The organism is Acetobacter musti, assembly GCF_011516835.1.
GTDB lineage: Bacteria > Pseudomonadota > Alphaproteobacteria > Acetobacterales > Acetobacteraceae > Acetobacter > Acetobacter musti.
Window position 1 is genome coordinate 206880 of record NZ_WOTB01000006.1, and the last position, 15023, is coordinate 221902.

Below are 15023 nucleotides of genomic sequence, written 5' to 3' on the forward strand. Positions count from 1 at the left end.
TATCACCGGATCATAATCCGCCTCCGTCCGGCACTCCGGCATCCGGCAAGGCTCTTAGTTCACTGCCCGGCTGACCCGATCCCATCCGATGCCAGTTAAATGACATCACAAGGACCAGTAAAGTATCCCCACCTGAAACCACAAACAGATATCAGTAAAAACGATACCCGATTTCTTGCCGAATCATTAAATCCAGACACGCAATATTTAGCCGCCATGCCCGGTTTCACTTCCGCAGGCGCCACAATGCATTCCTGCATGAGATCATGTCAGACTTCCCGCAGGCCACACCTCTTGCGGGAGCGCATACGGAATGGCATTGGACATCCCACAGTTCAGACGAAGGATGCCCCGGCCGCCATGCTCGACCGCCTCTACTCCCGCGTGCGGGCGCACGCCGCCGGTCCTCAGGCCCCTTACTGGCTCGCTCTTCTCTGCTTCGCCGAGGCCAGCGTCTTCCCGCTGCCACCCGAAACACTGCTGATTCCAATGTGCCTGGCCAGCAGAAACCGCGCCTGGCAGTTCGCCGCCATCGCAACCGTCTCCAGCGTCTGCGGCGGCCTGCTCGGATGGTATATCGGCGCCGTCCTGCTCGAACACGTCGCCCTGCCCATCGTCCATTTCTACCACGCCGAACGTACCCTCGCCACGCTTCAGGAAAAATTCCGCCAGTGGGGCGTCTGGATCATCCTGATCAAGGGCCTGACACCCGTCCCCTACAAATTCGTCACCATCGCCAGCGGCGCGGCCCATTTCGCGATCATCCCGTTCATGCTCGCAAGCCTCGTCACCCGCGGCGTCCGCTTCTTTCTCGTCGCAGGCCTCCTCCGGCGTTTCGGCGCCCCGATCGAAACCTTCATCGAAGAGCGCCTGCCCCTCGTCTGCGGCGCCTTCGCCGTCCTGCTGGTCGGCGGAATCGTGGCTCTCAGATATCTCTGATCCGGCCACGCGTCATCGCGCTGCCATGCAGCGCGATATACCGGAACTTGATCTTCTGCCGGACCCAGTTCACCAGCCCCGATAACGTGACAATAATCACGCCGATAAAGCCCCACATGTCCAGCTGCTGGTGAAACATCGTGTAGCTGAGCACAACACCCCAGACCATCTGACTGTACTGCGGAAGCGCGACCCGGTTCGCCGGCGCCGCCTGCGTCGCCATCATCAGTAAAAGCTGCCCCAGCGCCGCAAGCAATCCGTAACCAAACAGAAAAAACCAGCCCCTCATATCCGGCCAGGACGCATGACCGGCCATAAGAATACCATTTCCCACCAGCGGACCGATCAGACTCGATCCGAACAGCGACAAGCGCGGGCTGTTCTGCCCCGACCGCCGGTAAGCAATCACACCGACAGCGTTCGCGACAGCCGCAATCAGGGCGCAGAGATGGCCGAAATGCAGAGCCCGAAATCCCGGCCGCAGCACGATCAGCACACCGATAAAGCCCACCGCCACCGAAATCCACGCCCAGATATTCACCGGCTCCCGCAGAAACGTCACCGAAAGGATCGTCACGAAAAACGGCATCAGAAACATCAGCGACAGAGCTTCCGGCATCGGCAGCAGCATGAACGCCTCAACACTGGATGCCGTCGCGAGAAAAACCGAACCGGCCCGGATGAGCCACATCCAGGGATGCGCCGTCCGCACGATGTCAATCCAGGACTCATGCTTCAGCCGCACGAAGGGCAGGATCAGAAACCCGAACGCCCCACCCGAAAAAGCGACCTCAAACGGATCGAGACTCCCGGCGAGAAGCTTGGAAAATGCGTCACTGATCGAAAACGACGCATAGGCCATGAAGGCCAGCAGCATTCCTGAAGCAGCAGTCGATGGCATCGCCGGTCCTGTCTCCGTTGCACGACACCGGACAGGTGCTGCAATCGCCTGGGGGATTCACGAGGTTCGCTTACTCCGCCCCACACGCCAGGAGAAGGTGATTTCGCATCGCCATCCGCAGGCCAGCCCTGCGTGCATCAGCGTTCCGATAACCGGATAAACCACCGCCGGAAACGCATCTTTATTTACGGCAGAACTCCCCGCCTTTTGTGAGCCACAATTACGGGACATTAAGAATTCAGCCATCTCACGGAGACACTCCACAGCACGACAGCAAATCCCGGCTGGCAGATAACTAAGAGACGACTTGCAGAATATTCAGCACCGGAAGCACGATTACAGTGGCTCCCGCACGTCCTTATGATTAATAACGCAACGGTTCCCCGAACAGCCGGAGGGAGGAGTCGGAATGGATATCAGCGAATGCACCCACTCTGACCTGACAGAAAGCGACCTCGAAATCTTCTCCGCCCCCGAGCGCATTCAGCCCCGCGGCTGCCTGCTGTCATTCAGCACCGACGGACTGGCCCTCCTCCGTCACTCCGAAAACGCCGCACAGTTCCTGTCAAACCCGGCCATCAGAATCGGTGCCTCACTGGAGAACTGTCTCGGCGCCGCCGCGCTGAAATCCGTCTTCACTGCCCGTGAAGAAAGCCGGCAGCTCGGCAGACCCGCCCTCCTGTTCGAATTCCCGCTGCCCGGCGGCATACCCCGCGACGTCGCCGTTCATCTGTCCGGCGACGAACTGGTCGTAGAGTGTGAACCCGTCGGCAAACCCGGAGAAAACGGCCGGCGCATCGCACAGCTTCGCATGGTCATCGATCAGCTGCGCGACAAAACCGATCTCCACTCCCTGTTCACAGCCGTCGTCCGGCAGATCCGCGACGTGTCTGGCTACGACCGGGTCATGCTCTACCGGTTCGATCAGACCGGCATGCCGCAGGTGGTCGCCGAGGATAAACGAGAAGATCTGGGCAGTTTCGAAGGACATTATCTGGCTACCGAAGACGTCACCATACTGACCGCCAGTCAGTACCGCCGGACCCGGGTCCGGATGATCGACGACGTCATCGTCCCTCAGGTTCCTCTGGTAAGCGCCCCGGGGCTGCCCCCGCTGGATATGTCATTCGCCCAGTTGCGGGGCGTCTCGCCACAGGCAAAAGCCTATTTCGTTTCCCGTGGCGTCAGAAGTTCGACAGCCATCTCACTCATCGTCGACGGCACGCTCTGGGGCATGATCGCCTGCCGCCACTACACCCCGCGGGTCATGACGATCGATGAACGCGCCATCGTGAAAATGATCGGTGAGTTCGCCTCTTTGCAGATCGCCGCCCTGATCCGCTCCCACCGCCTCGAAGTCACGACCCGCGCCCAGGCGCTGATCGGCCATTTCCTGCATAACGCAGCCTCCAAACTCGATATTCCGTCCTACGTACGCTCCCAGCTCAGCAGTCTCATGCCTCTTGTCGAATGTGACGACATCGCCGCATGGATTGGCGGCGAGTGGACACAACACAAAAACATCCTGCCTGAAAACATCATCACCACCCTCGTCGCGGAAGCCGGGGCAAAAGCCGGCACCACGATATGGACGACCGACCGACTCTCTGCCGACCGTATCTCCGGAACCAGTGACTCAGACACCACCTTCTCCGGTTCCACTGCCTCAGGCACCGGCGCCGCCCTGCGTTCACTCCTACCCGGCATCGCCGGACTGATGATCATCCCGGTCTCACCCACTCCGGGCGATTACATGTTCGTCTTCCGCCGCGAAGTCATCCGCATCATCAATCGCCCCGGTACCTCGTCCCCCTCCGCCCCGGACGCCGGAAACGGTCATATCCCGCCCCGTCTCACGCGCCTGCGCGGCCGGTCGGACCCATGGACCATTGAGGACGAGGAAGCAGCCGAGCAGCTCCGCTCCGCCCTTATCGAGGTGATGGGAGCCTACCGGCAGCAGCAGATTCTGGAACGCGCCGAAGCCGACACACGGCAGCGTATGCTCAACGAGGAACTCAGCCACCGGGTCAAAAATATCCTCGCCGTGGTGCAGTCCCTCATCAGCCGCCCTCTCCCGCCCGGCCGTTCCGCGGAAGAACACCTGACGGCACTGCGCGGCAGAATCGCAGCACTTGCAACAGCGCACGACCAGATCTCCCGCGCCGCCCATGGCGGCTCGCTCCGCGCTCTCCTCGAAGCCGAACTCGCCCCTTACAGACTGCAGGCCGGCACCGTCACCCTGGAAGGCCCCGATCTGTGGCTGCCCGGAAAAGCCCTGTCGATCATGACACTGCTCTTCCACGAACTCGCCACGAACGCCGCCAAATACGGCGCTCTCTCAGTCCGCGAGGGCAGACTCACCGTCAGCTGGGCGCAGAACGCACAGGCGAAAACGTGGGACATCAGCTGGACAGAAACAAACGGACCGGCAGTAAAACCCGCCGCCCGCTCCGGATTTGGCTCCGTCCTCCTCGAACGCGCCGTCAGCCACGAACTCGGCGGCCGCGCTTCCCGTGACCTCAGGCCGGAAGGCGCCATCATCCGGGTCTCAATCCCCGACAGATTCGGAACCCTCGCCTGCCCCGCGGAAATGTCTGCACGGCAACAGACAAAAACAGAACCGACATCCTTTCCCGCAGAGAAAACGGGCCATTCCTCGTCAGATGGCGTCACCGACGCCCGTATCCTGCTCGTCGAGGACCAGCTTCTGATCGCCATGGAAGTCGAAGACGCCCTGCGTGATTTCGGCGCCGCCGAGGTCACAACGGTCTCATCCGTTGAGGAAGGCGTCAGCATCGTGGAGACCCGCCTGCCGGACGTCGCCATTCTCGACGTCAATCTGGACGGAAAAACCTCCGTTGATCTCGCGCGTCTCCTCCGCAGAAAAGGCGTACCCTTTGTGTTCGCCACCGGATATATGGACCGCTCCATGATCCCGGACGAGTTTCAGACCATCCCCGTGATCCGGAAACCATACGCCGCCTCGGCAATCGCCTCCGCCCTCGGCGCGCTGCTCGACACCAGACGTTCCGCCGCCTGATTCAGAGAACCACTATTCAGGGCAACTCCCCGGATCAGGGAACCAGAACAGCCGCCCCGTCAAACCGCCCGTGTCGCAGATCGTCCAGCGCCTTATTGGCTTCACGCAGCGGATAAGGCGTCGTCGAGACCCTGATCCCGATCTTCGGCGCCAGTGACAGAAAATCGATCCCGTCCTGCCGCGTCAGATTGGCAATCGAAACAATTTCCCGCTCTTCCCACAGAATATCGTAAGAAAAAGCCGGGATTTCACTCATATGAATCCCCGCGCACACCACCCGACGCCCCTTGCGGATCGCCTTCAGCGCCGCCGGCACCAGAGACCCTACCGGCGCAAAAATGATCGCCCCGTCCAGCAGCTCCGGCGGCGCCTCATCCGATCCTCCGGCCCACACAGCCCCGAGCGACCGCGCGAAAGCCTGCTTCTCCACATCCCCCGGACTGGTGAAGGCATAAACCTCCCGCCCCTGCCAGCGCAGCACCTGCGCGATGATATGCGCCGCCGCCCCGAACCCATAGAGCCCGATCTTTTTTCCATCTCCGGCATGCGACAACGACCGCCATCCGATCAGCCCGGCACAGAGCAGAGGCGCAAGCGAAACATCATCTCCCGCCTCTCCCAGCGGAAACGTATAATGCGCATCCGCCACAGCCGAGGTCGCATAACCTCCGTTCCGCGTGTAGCCGGTAAAAAGCGGATGATCGCAAAGGTTCTCTTTGCCCTCGTCACAATACAGGCAATGCCCGCAGGTATGCCCCAGCCACGGAATACCGACCCGCTCACCAATACTGAGATCCGTAACCCCCGGCCCGATCGCATCAATCCGGCCAACAATCTCATGCCCGGGAATCACCGGCAGCGCAGGATGCGTCAGATCGCCGTCCACAACATGCAGATCCGTGCGACAGACCCCGCAGGCCAGAACCTTCACCCTGATCTGCCCCTCGCCCGGCTCAGGGTCAGGCAGTTCAACCCATTCAAGCGGAGTACGTGGTTTCTTCAGCTGCATGGCAAACATCGTCAGACTCCAATCCGGACAGATGAGTCATTCCTGGCAGGAAACACTCTGTCATCAATTGATGAAAATCATTCCTCCGAAAGGAAAAAAGGCAACCCGCTCATCAATATCACAAGGACTACACCGACACAGTCTGCCCCGGCCCCACAAACAGCACAGTCCGGATCACCGCACCGGCATCAGACACCGTCCACGGAAAACGCGCCGCTCACTCCGCGTCACCGCCCTTCACGCCGATAAACCCATAACGCTCGAAAACCGCCTGCGCACGAGGACTCCGGAGCTCTTTTTCAAACGCATCGGCCGCCGGCTTCCTGTCCGTTCTGATCAGCGTGACGCCCGCATAGTCCACCGGCACTGCAATATCCGAAGGCACCGGAAACTGTGTGATTCCTTCGTCCTGTTTCTGCACATGCTGCCGGCTGCAATAGGTGATGAACGCCTCCACCTGACCAGTTTTCAGAAAATAGACAACCGGATTCATCCCCTGCGGAACCGGAGGCGCCACCGCTCCACCCGTCAGCGCCCTCGCACGATAGAGAACCGACCCCGGAGCCATGTTCTCCAACCGCTCAAAATTACCGAGCACCTGCCAGCCATAGTCCCCGGCCGGATCGCTCCCCGGCGTGGAAATGCCAATATGGACTGCAGGATCGGATAATTTCGCGGTAATCGTGTCCGCCGTGACCCCCGACTGCGACAGCACCTTAAAACACAGACTGTTCTTCACAAATATGAACGGCATATAGGCCTGCCGCGCCTGCGCAAGCAGCTCCGGATAAACCGCGTTCGCGGAAAGAAAGACATCAACCGCCTCTCCTCCCTGAATCCGGTGGTTGAGCTGCCCGGCCGGCCCGTACGTAATCTGCGTCGGAATATGCGTCCGGCGCGTGAACCGCGCCGCCACATCGTCCAGCGCCCCCCGCAGACTCCCCGCCGCAGCAATACGCAGCGGCGCCGGCTCTTCGGCCCGTGCAGCGGAACCGGATACGAGACAGAGAGCCAGAACAGCCCCGGAAATGAACCGGCAACGAATGGACCGGCAATACAGGTCATATCCGCGAAAAAAGCTGATCGTCATAACTGCACCCGTCCAGAGAGCTTATACCCGGAACATACAGAGTACTCTGGTACAGAGCACACCACCATCGAACATACCGGCATCAGATATGCTGGCACCAGATAACACTGACACCAGATAACACCGCCGGATCAGAAGCGGACAGTCCCGCTCCCCTCCGGTCCCTCCTCCACTTATCGCCGATCACCACCTGATTTTGACAGGCGAGTCCCGCATCGCGCCTATCCGGAAACATACAGCCTCCGCGCAACCCGGCATTGTCAGTCAGAGAAACCGGACCTATCCGTCAGAAAATAAACCCGCTCCTGCCCAGAACAGTCAGGAAAATACAGCAAGGAAAATCCGGCCTGATGTTCTTCATCCTCAAAACCGTCCTGTCCGGCCTGCTGATCGCCCTGGTTTCCACCATCGCCCGCCGCTACCCGACCCTCGGTGCCCTCGTCGCCTCCCTCCCGCTGATCTCCGTCTTCGGCATGATCTGGCTCTGGCAGGAAACCCACGACCCGGTGAAAATGGAAGCCCACGTCTCCGCGACGTTCTTCTACGTCATCCCCTCGCTGCCGATGTTTCTGCTCATCCCGTGGATGATGCGCCAGAACATCCCCTTCTGGACGGCACTGCTCATCGGCTGCGCCGTCACCGTCGTGCTCTACCTGGCCACAATGTGGCTCGGCCGCCGCGCCGGCTACGCGCTCTGACATCTGACGGACTATGAGAAAAGACTGCCAGCCATGCTCCGGCCATCCCGGCAGCTTTTCGCAAAAGCAGATACGATCAAACGATACCATTCTGTCTGCGTTCAGTATCCGCCTCCACAGCAGCCGACAGACCCAATTTTGTCTTTTTCTTTCAAAGCCTTTCTGTGAAAGCGAGAAGTCATGACGCCTCAGCTCCGGACAGTTTTACTTCTTTCTCTTTCAGTAGCCGCCTGCGGAACCCCCCTCGCCGCCCACGCCGCATCATCTGACAGCCCGGTCGGAGAATGGCGTACGATCGACGACAAAACAGGCGAAACCAGAGCCATCGTCGCCATCACTCAGGAAAGCACCGGCGAACTGTCCGGCAAAATCATCAGAACCCTCGACCCCACCATTCCCGCCGACCGCCGCTGCACCGCCTGCACGGACGAGCGCAAAAATCAGCTGCTCACCGGCCTCACAATCATCAGAAACATGAAAAAAGACGGCAATCACTGGGAAGGCGGCAATATCCTCGATCCCGCCTCAGGCTCGGTCTATGACTGCACCATGAAACTGAGAAAGGACGGTCAGGAACTCGTCGTCCGCGGCTTCGTCGGCCTGTCCCTGCTGGGCAGATCACAGACCTGGGTCCGCAACTGAAACAGCAGATGAACCGGGACGCCCCGGCCTCAACTGCTGCTCCGTCTCAGAACGAAGCACTCAGACTCACATTGAACGAACGCCCCATCCCGGCCAGCGGCGACAGTACCCCCGTCGCCTTATAGTCTCCCAGCGACATCCCCCCGAGCGGCAGATAATATTTCTGATTGCAGACATTCTCGATGCTCGCATCAAGAGTCAGATTTCGCCACCGGTAGCTCCCGCCCAGCCCCAGCAGCGCATAACCCGGCGTGCGCTGCTCGTTGCGGAGCCAGTCAACCGTGCTCTTCGATTTGACCAGCGTGACCTCAACCCGCCCCGTCCAGTTCTCAAACGTCTCATGCAGGCTCACCATGCCGTTCGTCGGCATCTGATGATACAGCCCGGAATGATTCACCAGATCCTGCCCGCGAACCCAGTTGATATTCGCCCGGATCTCCCCCGTCCCGAACGCAGCCGTCTTCCACAGCTGCCGCGATCCTGACGCGTTGATTCCGTAGCTCTGCGCATTGTGATTCACGAACTGCAGTTTCGAAAATCCGTTCGTAAACTCCCCGATCCGCACAACATTAATGTAATTATGTGTGTAGGTGTAATAAGGCTGAACCTTCACCTCCCATCTGTGATCCACCGGGTCATGCCACGTCACCGTAAAGCTCGCCGTATTGGCCACCTCCGGCGTCAGATTCAGATTGCCGACATACCCGTTCCCGTCGCCGAACCAGCCGATCATGCTCGTCGCCATCGTGCCCTGCGCCCAGGAATACCGCTCATACAGATTGGGCGAGCGCGTCTTGCGCGCATACCCGCCCTCGATCATCAGACTGTCCAGCGCATGCCAGTGCACCAGCGCCGTCACGTCGAAATTCGTGTCCGTCCGCCCGCGTGACGCCGCATTGAACTTCTGAGCCGCCATCGCATCCGCCATCGACATCATGCCGGTCCAGGAATACGGCGCGACCGAACCGGTATTCATCATCACAAGATCGTTGCGAAACCCCAGCTCCGTCGAAAGCCGCGGCAGCCACTGCGCATTCCACTGGATATAATGCCCCAGCCGGTCCCGGTGGCCGTTATTGATATTGTGAAACGTATCCGGCCCCATCATCATGCTGTTCAGCAGCGGCGGCCACCAGTCGTTCAGCCCGTTATGATCGAACTCGCTCCCCAGCCGCAGCGTGTGATCCGGTCCGAGCGGGATCGTTGCCTTCAGCGTGTAACCCGCCGTCCGGGAATCCGTGTTCATCGGCATCCCCGTCGTCGCCGAATGACCGCCCTTGTCGCTCATCATGTCCATCGCATGATCGACACGCTGCCAGAACCCGCGCGCCTCCAGCACACCCCAGTCGAAATCGCCCTTATACTTGCCGTTTAGGTAGGTCGACCGGTTGTTGGTCATGTCCATATACTGGTTCGGAAACCCCTCATACGGAATGTCCTGCTGCCCGACCGTAATGGCGACCAGATGATTGTCCTTGCGCAATCCCGCCGTCACCGCATGGTTGAAGCTCAGATAGCTCGTCGAGCGCACCTGCTTCCCGTCCCCGCCGGTCGTGTAATCGCTCGCATGGGAATAAGACCCCGACCAGCGCAGACTCAGCAGATCATTGGCCACAGTCATCGAGCCCGAGGCCCCCGACCCGCCGCCATTGCTGCGATAATCGCCCCGCACGCGCCCGGTCACCAGGATCTTTCCCGCCTGCGCGAACTGCGGATCGCGCCGCTCGACCTCGATCGTCCCGCCCAGACTGTCGCCGCCAATGCTGACCGGCGTAATCCCAGCCGTCGCCACCGCTTTTGATACGGAATCCGGGTCCACATAAGACAACGCCGGATTCATATGGTTCGGACAGGCGGATTCAATCCGCATCCCGTCCACAATCGTCGCCACACGGTCGTCCGCCATCCCGTTCAGCACCGGCAGCGCCGAAACACCACCCGCTGAATACGTGCTGAACCCCAGGCTGTGCCGGAACAGGGATGTCGTATCCGGACTATGCGTCACCGGCACCCGAAGCCCGTTTACGGAGAGATACTCCCGTCCCCGCGCCTCGACCCCGGTCACCGTCGCAGACCCGCGCCGCTCCGAAAGCATCGACATCGCCGTCCCGGGCTGCCCGTCATGGCCAGAGCCAGGCGGCATGTCGTGACCGGAAGAATCCGGTATATCCATCGGCATCGGCATTGTCTGAGCCGAGGCACGCGCCGCACAGGGCAGCAGATAAATACCAGCCAGCACCAGACCGGCTGTGAAGACGGAGCCGTACAGACTCCGTCTCCGGCTGAATCCATACATGGAAAATCCTGTCAGAATCCGAATGTCAGTCAGGCCACGCGGCGCGTCGCTCTCAAAGGACACAACGCCGCAGGGCAGCGGATAACAGTCAGATCAGACAGGGTGGTCCGCGCAGAGGCGGCAGCACGCGGACAAAGGCCGGCGGCCCGCGCGGCTGCGCAAAAATCCTGCGCATGGAAAGAAAAGCGGAAGACACACCGGGCAGAAACGGTGCCGCCGTCAGAATCACGCCGCAGATGATCAGCAGCGGACACAGCACACAGCCCGCATCATGCTGATGGTGCGTCTGCCCGTGTCCATCGGACACCGCCATCCCGCTCATATGATGATGGCTCATCCCGTGAGCCGGCATCATCATATGCCGGTGATGCTCCGCCGGCCCGGCCGCGTCAGCGCCGTGCTCCGGGCTGATATCGATCCCCGTCAGCCGCAGGATCGTCGCCCGCGGCGTATCGCCGGGCAGCGCCAGACCCTGCAGGGACAACTGCCCCAGCAGACCGATCAGTGTCAGCGCGACAATCAGCCAGCGGCCGCAACGCGGCCGTGTCGCAGGATTAGCCGGAACAGTCATAAAAGACCGGTCAGCCCGCCTCCCGTTGCCGGAGCACACATCTGCTCCGGAAAAGCAGCCCTAATCTCCCGCAACCTCACAGTCCAGTGAATGCAGCGATGCCCAGCCCTGCGTCACCAGCCCGGACCGGACACATCGTCGGCCGGACGCAGCGCCTCACCCTTCCAGCGTCAGAAACGCAAACGCGCTCGGCGTGCCGATCGGCGTGAAGTTCCACGTAAACTGCAGCACCCCGGTCTCGCCATTCACCCGGAAGGACGTAATGGAATCGCTGCGCTGATTGGCTACAAGCATGAAATTCCCGGTCGGATCGAAGCTGATCGCCCGCCCGTAATCCGCATGCTCCCACACCTCGTCGAACAGTTCGAGAGACCCGTCATCCTTCACACGGAAACAGGCGATCGAATCACCCAGCCGGTTGGTGACATAAAGGAATTTTCCATTCGGGTGCAGAATGATCTCCGCCGCGATGGTGCTCCCGCGGAACCGCCCCGTCACCGTCGTCGCCGTCTGACGCGGCGAGATCGCACCCGTCTCCGTATCGTAATCCGCGACCACAACCCGCGAGTTCTGCTCACCGAGGATGTAGATCACCTTCCCGTCCAGGCTGAAACAGAAATGACGCGGCGCGGACCCCGGTTCCATGTCGAACCACGGCTTCGCCGCCGGCACCAGCACGCCCTTGTCCAGATCCAGCTTCCAGACATACACCCGGTCCAGCCCCGCATCCGCGACCAGAACAAATTTCGCCGCCATATCGGCCTGAATCATATGCTCATGCGGCCCGGAATGATCGCTCACCGCATAATTGCCCGGCGGATTATCGGCAGCGCGCTCCGGCCTTTTCGGCCCGGAATCATGCACAAGATCGGTGCGCGCGCCGAGACTGCCATCCGCCTGAATCTGAATCACAGCCACGCTGCCGCCCGTATAATTAGCGGCAAGAAGATAACGGCCAGACGGATGCACGCTCAGATGCGCCGGATCGGCCCCGCCAGTCGCCACGGTGTTCAGCTTCGTCAGAACCCCCGTATGCTGATCGATCGCAAAGGCCGTCGCGGAACCGCTGCTCTCGCCCCCGAAATCATTGACCTCATTGACGACATAGAGAAACCGCCGGTCCGGCGACAAGGCGAGAAAAGACGGATTGTCCGTGGGCGTCACCTGACCAAGCTGCGTCAGCACACCGGACTTCGTGTCCATTTCAAACAGCGTAATGCCTTTGGCATTCGCTTCCGGCGGACCATGCTTCGTATAACCGCCAACATAACACAGCGTGCGCGGACCGGACTTCGTCGCAGCGGCTTCAGGTGTCGATTTCTTCAGCGCGCCCTTCGGAATGGGCGCCGGCGGCGGTGTGGGCGCATCGGCGGCAAAGGCTGACCTCAGAACACCTGTCAGGCCCGCGCCCGCTAATGAAAGACCGAACAGGCGGCGGCCGAGTGTCTTTTTCATACCTGCTGACGTCTCCTTATTCTGCCCCTTATCCGCGTCCGGCACACAGCGCGCCCCGGACCGGCAGGCGACAATTTTTATTATTGTGGCATCCGGCAGGCGGCGCCAATTGTCCCCTTATACCGGGTCCAGGTCTGCGTTTCCCCGAAAATCGGCACCATGATATAGCCCCGCAGTTTCAGCACATCCGGTGTCGGAGACCATATCTGCGCATGATAAACATTGCCTGAATCAGGATCGAGAATGCGCCCCGCCCAGCGTCCCGGCGTATCCGCCATCGGACTGAAATTCGTCAGCATCACCAGACCACACTCGGACCGTCCGTCCTTCGCGGTCGGAACCGGCTCCGTCGGTCCGTACTGCAGACCCACCAGCGTACCGCACAGCATGTTTCCGCATCGCGCGATACGAAACACGCCATCGTGCTTTTCACTGAGCCAGTCGCCAAATTCAGGCCCGGATGACGGAATGTCCGCCCCTTTCGCCGCCGGTTCGCCATGCGCGCTCCCCGAGGCCAGAAGGGCAGCCACCCCCAGAGCCGGCAAAACCCGCGCCGGCAGAACCTGTAATGCCAGCCCCCACACTGACAAAGCGCCAGCCAGCATCCGTCGTCTCACGCCACCCCGTCGCCGCCGGGACAGCGCCCCGCCTTCACGCGTCCCTGTCCTGTCAACAGAATCGGTTTTCACCTGCTTTGCCTTTCTGGCTGGCCCGGTTCCGAACCGGGTCTGATGATCCCCGCACCTCAGCTGTCAGCGCGCGAAACCCAGGGAAGCGCCTGTACAGCGACGCCTTCATCCTCGAGAAGTTCCTTCTGCTCTCCGGACATGCTGCCATAAATTCCCCGTTCCTCGACCTCGCCGCGATGGATCCGGAGCGCCTCATCGGCAAACCGGTCGCCAACATTCTCGCATGTCGTCTCGACATCATGCCGGAGCCGCCGCAATGCCGCCATAAGCACGTCAGGAATACCCCCCGGCATCCCGCCTGCGCCCGCAGATGACGAAGTAGCCGGGGATGAAACCGCCGACCCGCCCCCGACCACTGCCTTTTCCTCCGCCGCTTTTTCTTCCGCTCCGGCAACAGCCCGGCCGGAACGCACCGCCGGCGCCATCAGCGCGCGATCAACCTCCGCAGTCCCACAAAACGGACAGGACAGCAGACCACAACGGGCCTGATCCTCGAACGCACCGGAATCGCGGAACCATCCCTCGAATTCATGCGCGCCGGAACAACGAAGCTGATAGAGAATCATGGCGCTCCGTGGACATGCAGCAGAGGGTCAAGGCCACCACTCCGGTCGAGCGCGAACAGGTCGTCACACCCGCCAATCGCCCGGTCGTCGATAAAAATCTGCGGCACCGTCATGCGTCCGCCGGACCGGGTGCGCGCCTCCACCCGCTCAGGCGTGCCGTGAGGCGCATTGATCTCCCGAAAAGGAACGCCCTTCTTTTGCAGCAATGCAACAGCCCGGATACAGTACGGGCATCCGGGCTGGGTGTAGATTTCAACCTTGGGCATGGTCATCCGGTCAGTCTGCTCAGAATTACTGTTCGTCACCACGTTTAACGCAGCGGTCACTATCCTATCATGTCCTGTAATTCTGTCATACGCACCATGAAACCGAAACCCCGCCCCGGCTGACCACCTTACGGACCTCCCAGGAAAAACCTCCCGCATGGAAAATATCAGTATTCCAGCCCGCCAGGCCGGTCCACATCCTCGCTGTCGGACGGCACCGTCCTCGCCGCCGTCAGCAGCACAACCGCCCCCACACTGATTCCGAGCAGCGCCCGCGTACAGGCCTCCGCCGTCGCCCCGGTCGTCAGAATATCATCCACCAGAACCACCCGGCGCCCCTCCAGTCTCCTCCCCCGCGCCGGCCTCACCACAACGGCGTCCCGCATCTCCCGCGCACGCTCTTTCGCCGAAAACCCCGCCAGCCGGCTGGTCGCGTGCGGACGACGCAGGGCATCCACACAGACCGGAACTCCCGAAAGCCGCCCGACCGCGCGCGCCAGCAGCGCCGCCTGATTGTAACGCCGCTGAACAAGCCGCCGCCAGTGCACCGGCACCGGCACCAGCACATCGGCATCCCCCAGAATATCCCCGCCGGCCCGGATCATCTGCCGCGCCAGAATGCCGGCATTCTCCGTGCGATCCGCATATTTCAGGGCAAGAATCAGATCCCGTGACCCGCTGTCATACACATAGGCCGCCCGCCCCCGCGACCAGGGCGGCGGATGACGTTCACAACGAACACACCGGGCATCGACGCGGATTTCTCACACTTGAGGCAATTTCGGGTCATTTTGTAGAATTCAGTCATCCCACAGGAGCCCGATCTGGAATATTGACGATATTCTGCTTCTGGCGGCGGGT

General features: G+C 61.0%; 14 protein-coding genes. 4 read left to right on the forward strand and 10 right to left on the reverse strand.

Annotated elements, in window-relative coordinates:
- Positions 1-360 precede the first annotated feature (360 nt).
- Entirely contained in the window at positions 361-939 is a 579-nt protein-coding gene (locus tag GOB93_RS06885) for a YqaA family protein (protein WP_173582746.1), read from the forward strand.
- Here the strand turns inward: GOB93_RS06885 and GOB93_RS06890 are convergent.
- Positions 926-1840, reverse strand: coding sequence for a DMT family transporter (locus GOB93_RS06890; protein ID WP_242010585.1), 915 nt, complete (start codon positions 1838-1840; stop codon positions 926-928). The genes GOB93_RS06885 and GOB93_RS06890 overlap by 14 nt on opposite strands.
- 409 nt (positions 1841-2249) lie before the next feature.
- Here GOB93_RS06890 and GOB93_RS06895 point away from each other — a divergent pair, with 409 nt between their 5' ends.
- Complete coding sequence (locus GOB93_RS06895) at positions 2250-4880, forward strand: HWE histidine kinase domain-containing protein (RefSeq protein WP_173582747.1); 2631 nt, start codon at positions 2250-2252, stop codon at positions 4878-4880.
- A gap of 34 nt (positions 4881-4914) precedes the next feature.
- Here the strand turns inward: GOB93_RS06895 and GOB93_RS06900 are convergent, their stop codons facing one another.
- Together GOB93_RS06900 and GOB93_RS06905 are read right to left on the reverse strand one after the other, a co-directional pair.
- Positions 4915-5898, reverse strand: coding sequence for a zinc-dependent alcohol dehydrogenase family protein (locus GOB93_RS06900; protein WP_173582748.1), 984 nt, complete (start codon positions 5896-5898; stop codon positions 4915-4917).
- Positions 5899-6106: 208 nt separating this feature from the next.
- Positions 6107-6979: a substrate-binding domain-containing protein gene (locus GOB93_RS06905; protein WP_173582749.1), complete on the reverse strand. Its 873-nt coding sequence runs from the start codon at positions 6977-6979 to the stop codon at positions 6107-6109.
- A gap of 350 nt (positions 6980-7329) precedes the next feature.
- Between GOB93_RS06905 and GOB93_RS06910 the strand changes: the two genes are divergently transcribed.
- Positions 7330-7677, forward strand: coding sequence for a DUF3147 family protein (locus tag GOB93_RS06910; RefSeq protein ID WP_173582750.1), 348 nt, complete (start codon positions 7330-7332; stop codon positions 7675-7677).
- 180 nt (positions 7678-7857) lie between these two features.
- The gene (locus GOB93_RS06915) at positions 7858-8319 is read left to right on the forward strand and encodes a DUF2147 domain-containing protein (protein ID WP_173582751.1); all 462 of its coding nucleotides are present in this window, start codon (positions 7858-7860) and stop codon (positions 8317-8319) included.
- Positions 8320-8365: 46 nt separating this feature from the next.
- Here GOB93_RS06915 and GOB93_RS06920 read toward each other — a convergent pair whose 3' ends face one another.
- The 7 genes from GOB93_RS06920 to GOB93_RS06950 all read right to left on the reverse strand — a co-directional run bounded on the left by GOB93_RS06920 (position 8366) and on the right by GOB93_RS06950 (position 14851).
- The gene (locus GOB93_RS06920) at positions 8366-10615 is read right to left on the reverse strand and encodes a TonB-dependent receptor (protein WP_242010586.1); all 2250 of its coding nucleotides are present in this window, start codon (positions 10613-10615) and stop codon (positions 8366-8368) included.
- 88 nt (positions 10616-10703) lie between these two features.
- Positions 10704-11186, reverse strand: coding sequence for a DUF2946 family protein (locus GOB93_RS06925; protein WP_173582752.1), 483 nt, complete (start codon positions 11184-11186; stop codon positions 10704-10706).
- Between the two features lie 156 nt (positions 11187-11342).
- Positions 11343-12641, reverse strand: coding sequence for a lactonase family protein (locus GOB93_RS06930; RefSeq protein WP_173582753.1), 1299 nt, complete (start codon positions 12639-12641; stop codon positions 11343-11345).
- Between the two features lie 80 nt (positions 12642-12721).
- Entirely contained in the window at positions 12722-13330 is a 609-nt protein-coding gene (locus GOB93_RS06935; RefSeq protein WP_338422311.1) for a DUF2147 domain-containing protein, read from the reverse strand.
- Between the two features lie 56 nt (positions 13331-13386).
- Entirely contained in the window at positions 13387-13896 is a 510-nt protein-coding gene (locus GOB93_RS06940; RefSeq protein ID WP_173582754.1) for a DUF1178 family protein, read from the reverse strand.
- Entirely contained in the window at positions 13893-14162 is a 270-nt protein-coding gene (gene grxC, locus GOB93_RS06945) for a glutaredoxin 3 (protein WP_173582785.1), read from the reverse strand. Before grxC ends, GOB93_RS06940 begins: the two co-directional genes overlap by 4 nt.
- 167 nt (positions 14163-14329) lie before the next feature.
- The gene (locus GOB93_RS06950; protein ID WP_173582755.1) at positions 14330-14851 is read right to left on the reverse strand and encodes a ComF family protein; all 522 of its coding nucleotides are present in this window, start codon (positions 14849-14851) and stop codon (positions 14330-14332) included.
- Positions 14852-15023: the final 172 nt, after the last annotated feature.

Bases quoted from the DNA above. Each gene is read 5' to 3' on its own strand.
- GOB93_RS06885 (WP_173582746.1), top strand. From the start codon at position 361: ATGCTCGACCGCCTCTACTCCCGCGTGCGGGCGCACGCCGCCGGTCCT.
- GOB93_RS06890 (WP_242010585.1), bottom strand. From the start codon at position 1,840: ATGCCATCGACTGCTGCTTCAGGAATGCTGCTGGCCTTCATGGCCTAT.
- GOB93_RS06895 (WP_173582747.1), top strand. From the start codon at position 2,250: ATGGATATCAGCGAATGCACCCACTCTGACCTGACAGAAAGCGACCTC.
- GOB93_RS06900 (WP_173582748.1), bottom strand. From the start codon at position 5,898: ATGTTTGCCATGCAGCTGAAGAAACCACGTACTCCGCTTGAATGGGTT.
- GOB93_RS06905 (WP_173582749.1), bottom strand. From the start codon at position 6,979: ATGACGATCAGCTTTTTTCGCGGATATGACCTGTATTGCCGGTCCATT.
- GOB93_RS06910 (WP_173582750.1), top strand. From the start codon at position 7,330: ATGTTCTTCATCCTCAAAACCGTCCTGTCCGGCCTGCTGATCGCCCTG.
- GOB93_RS06915 (WP_173582751.1), top strand. From the start codon at position 7,858: ATGACGCCTCAGCTCCGGACAGTTTTACTTCTTTCTCTTTCAGTAGCC.
- GOB93_RS06920 (WP_242010586.1), bottom strand. From the start codon at position 10,615: ATGTATGGATTCAGCCGGAGACGGAGTCTGTACGGCTCCGTCTTCACA.
- GOB93_RS06925 (WP_173582752.1), bottom strand. From the start codon at position 11,186: ATGACTGTTCCGGCTAATCCTGCGACACGGCCGCGTTGCGGCCGCTGG.
- GOB93_RS06930 (WP_173582753.1), bottom strand. From the start codon at position 12,641: ATGAAAAAGACACTCGGCCGCCGCCTGTTCGGTCTTTCATTAGCGGGC.
- GOB93_RS06940 (WP_173582754.1), bottom strand. From the start codon at position 13,896: ATGATTCTCTATCAGCTTCGTTGTTCCGGCGCGCATGAATTCGAGGGA.
- grxC (WP_173582785.1), bottom strand. From the start codon at position 14,162: ATGCCCAAGGTTGAAATCTACACCCAGCCCGGATGCCCGTACTGTATC.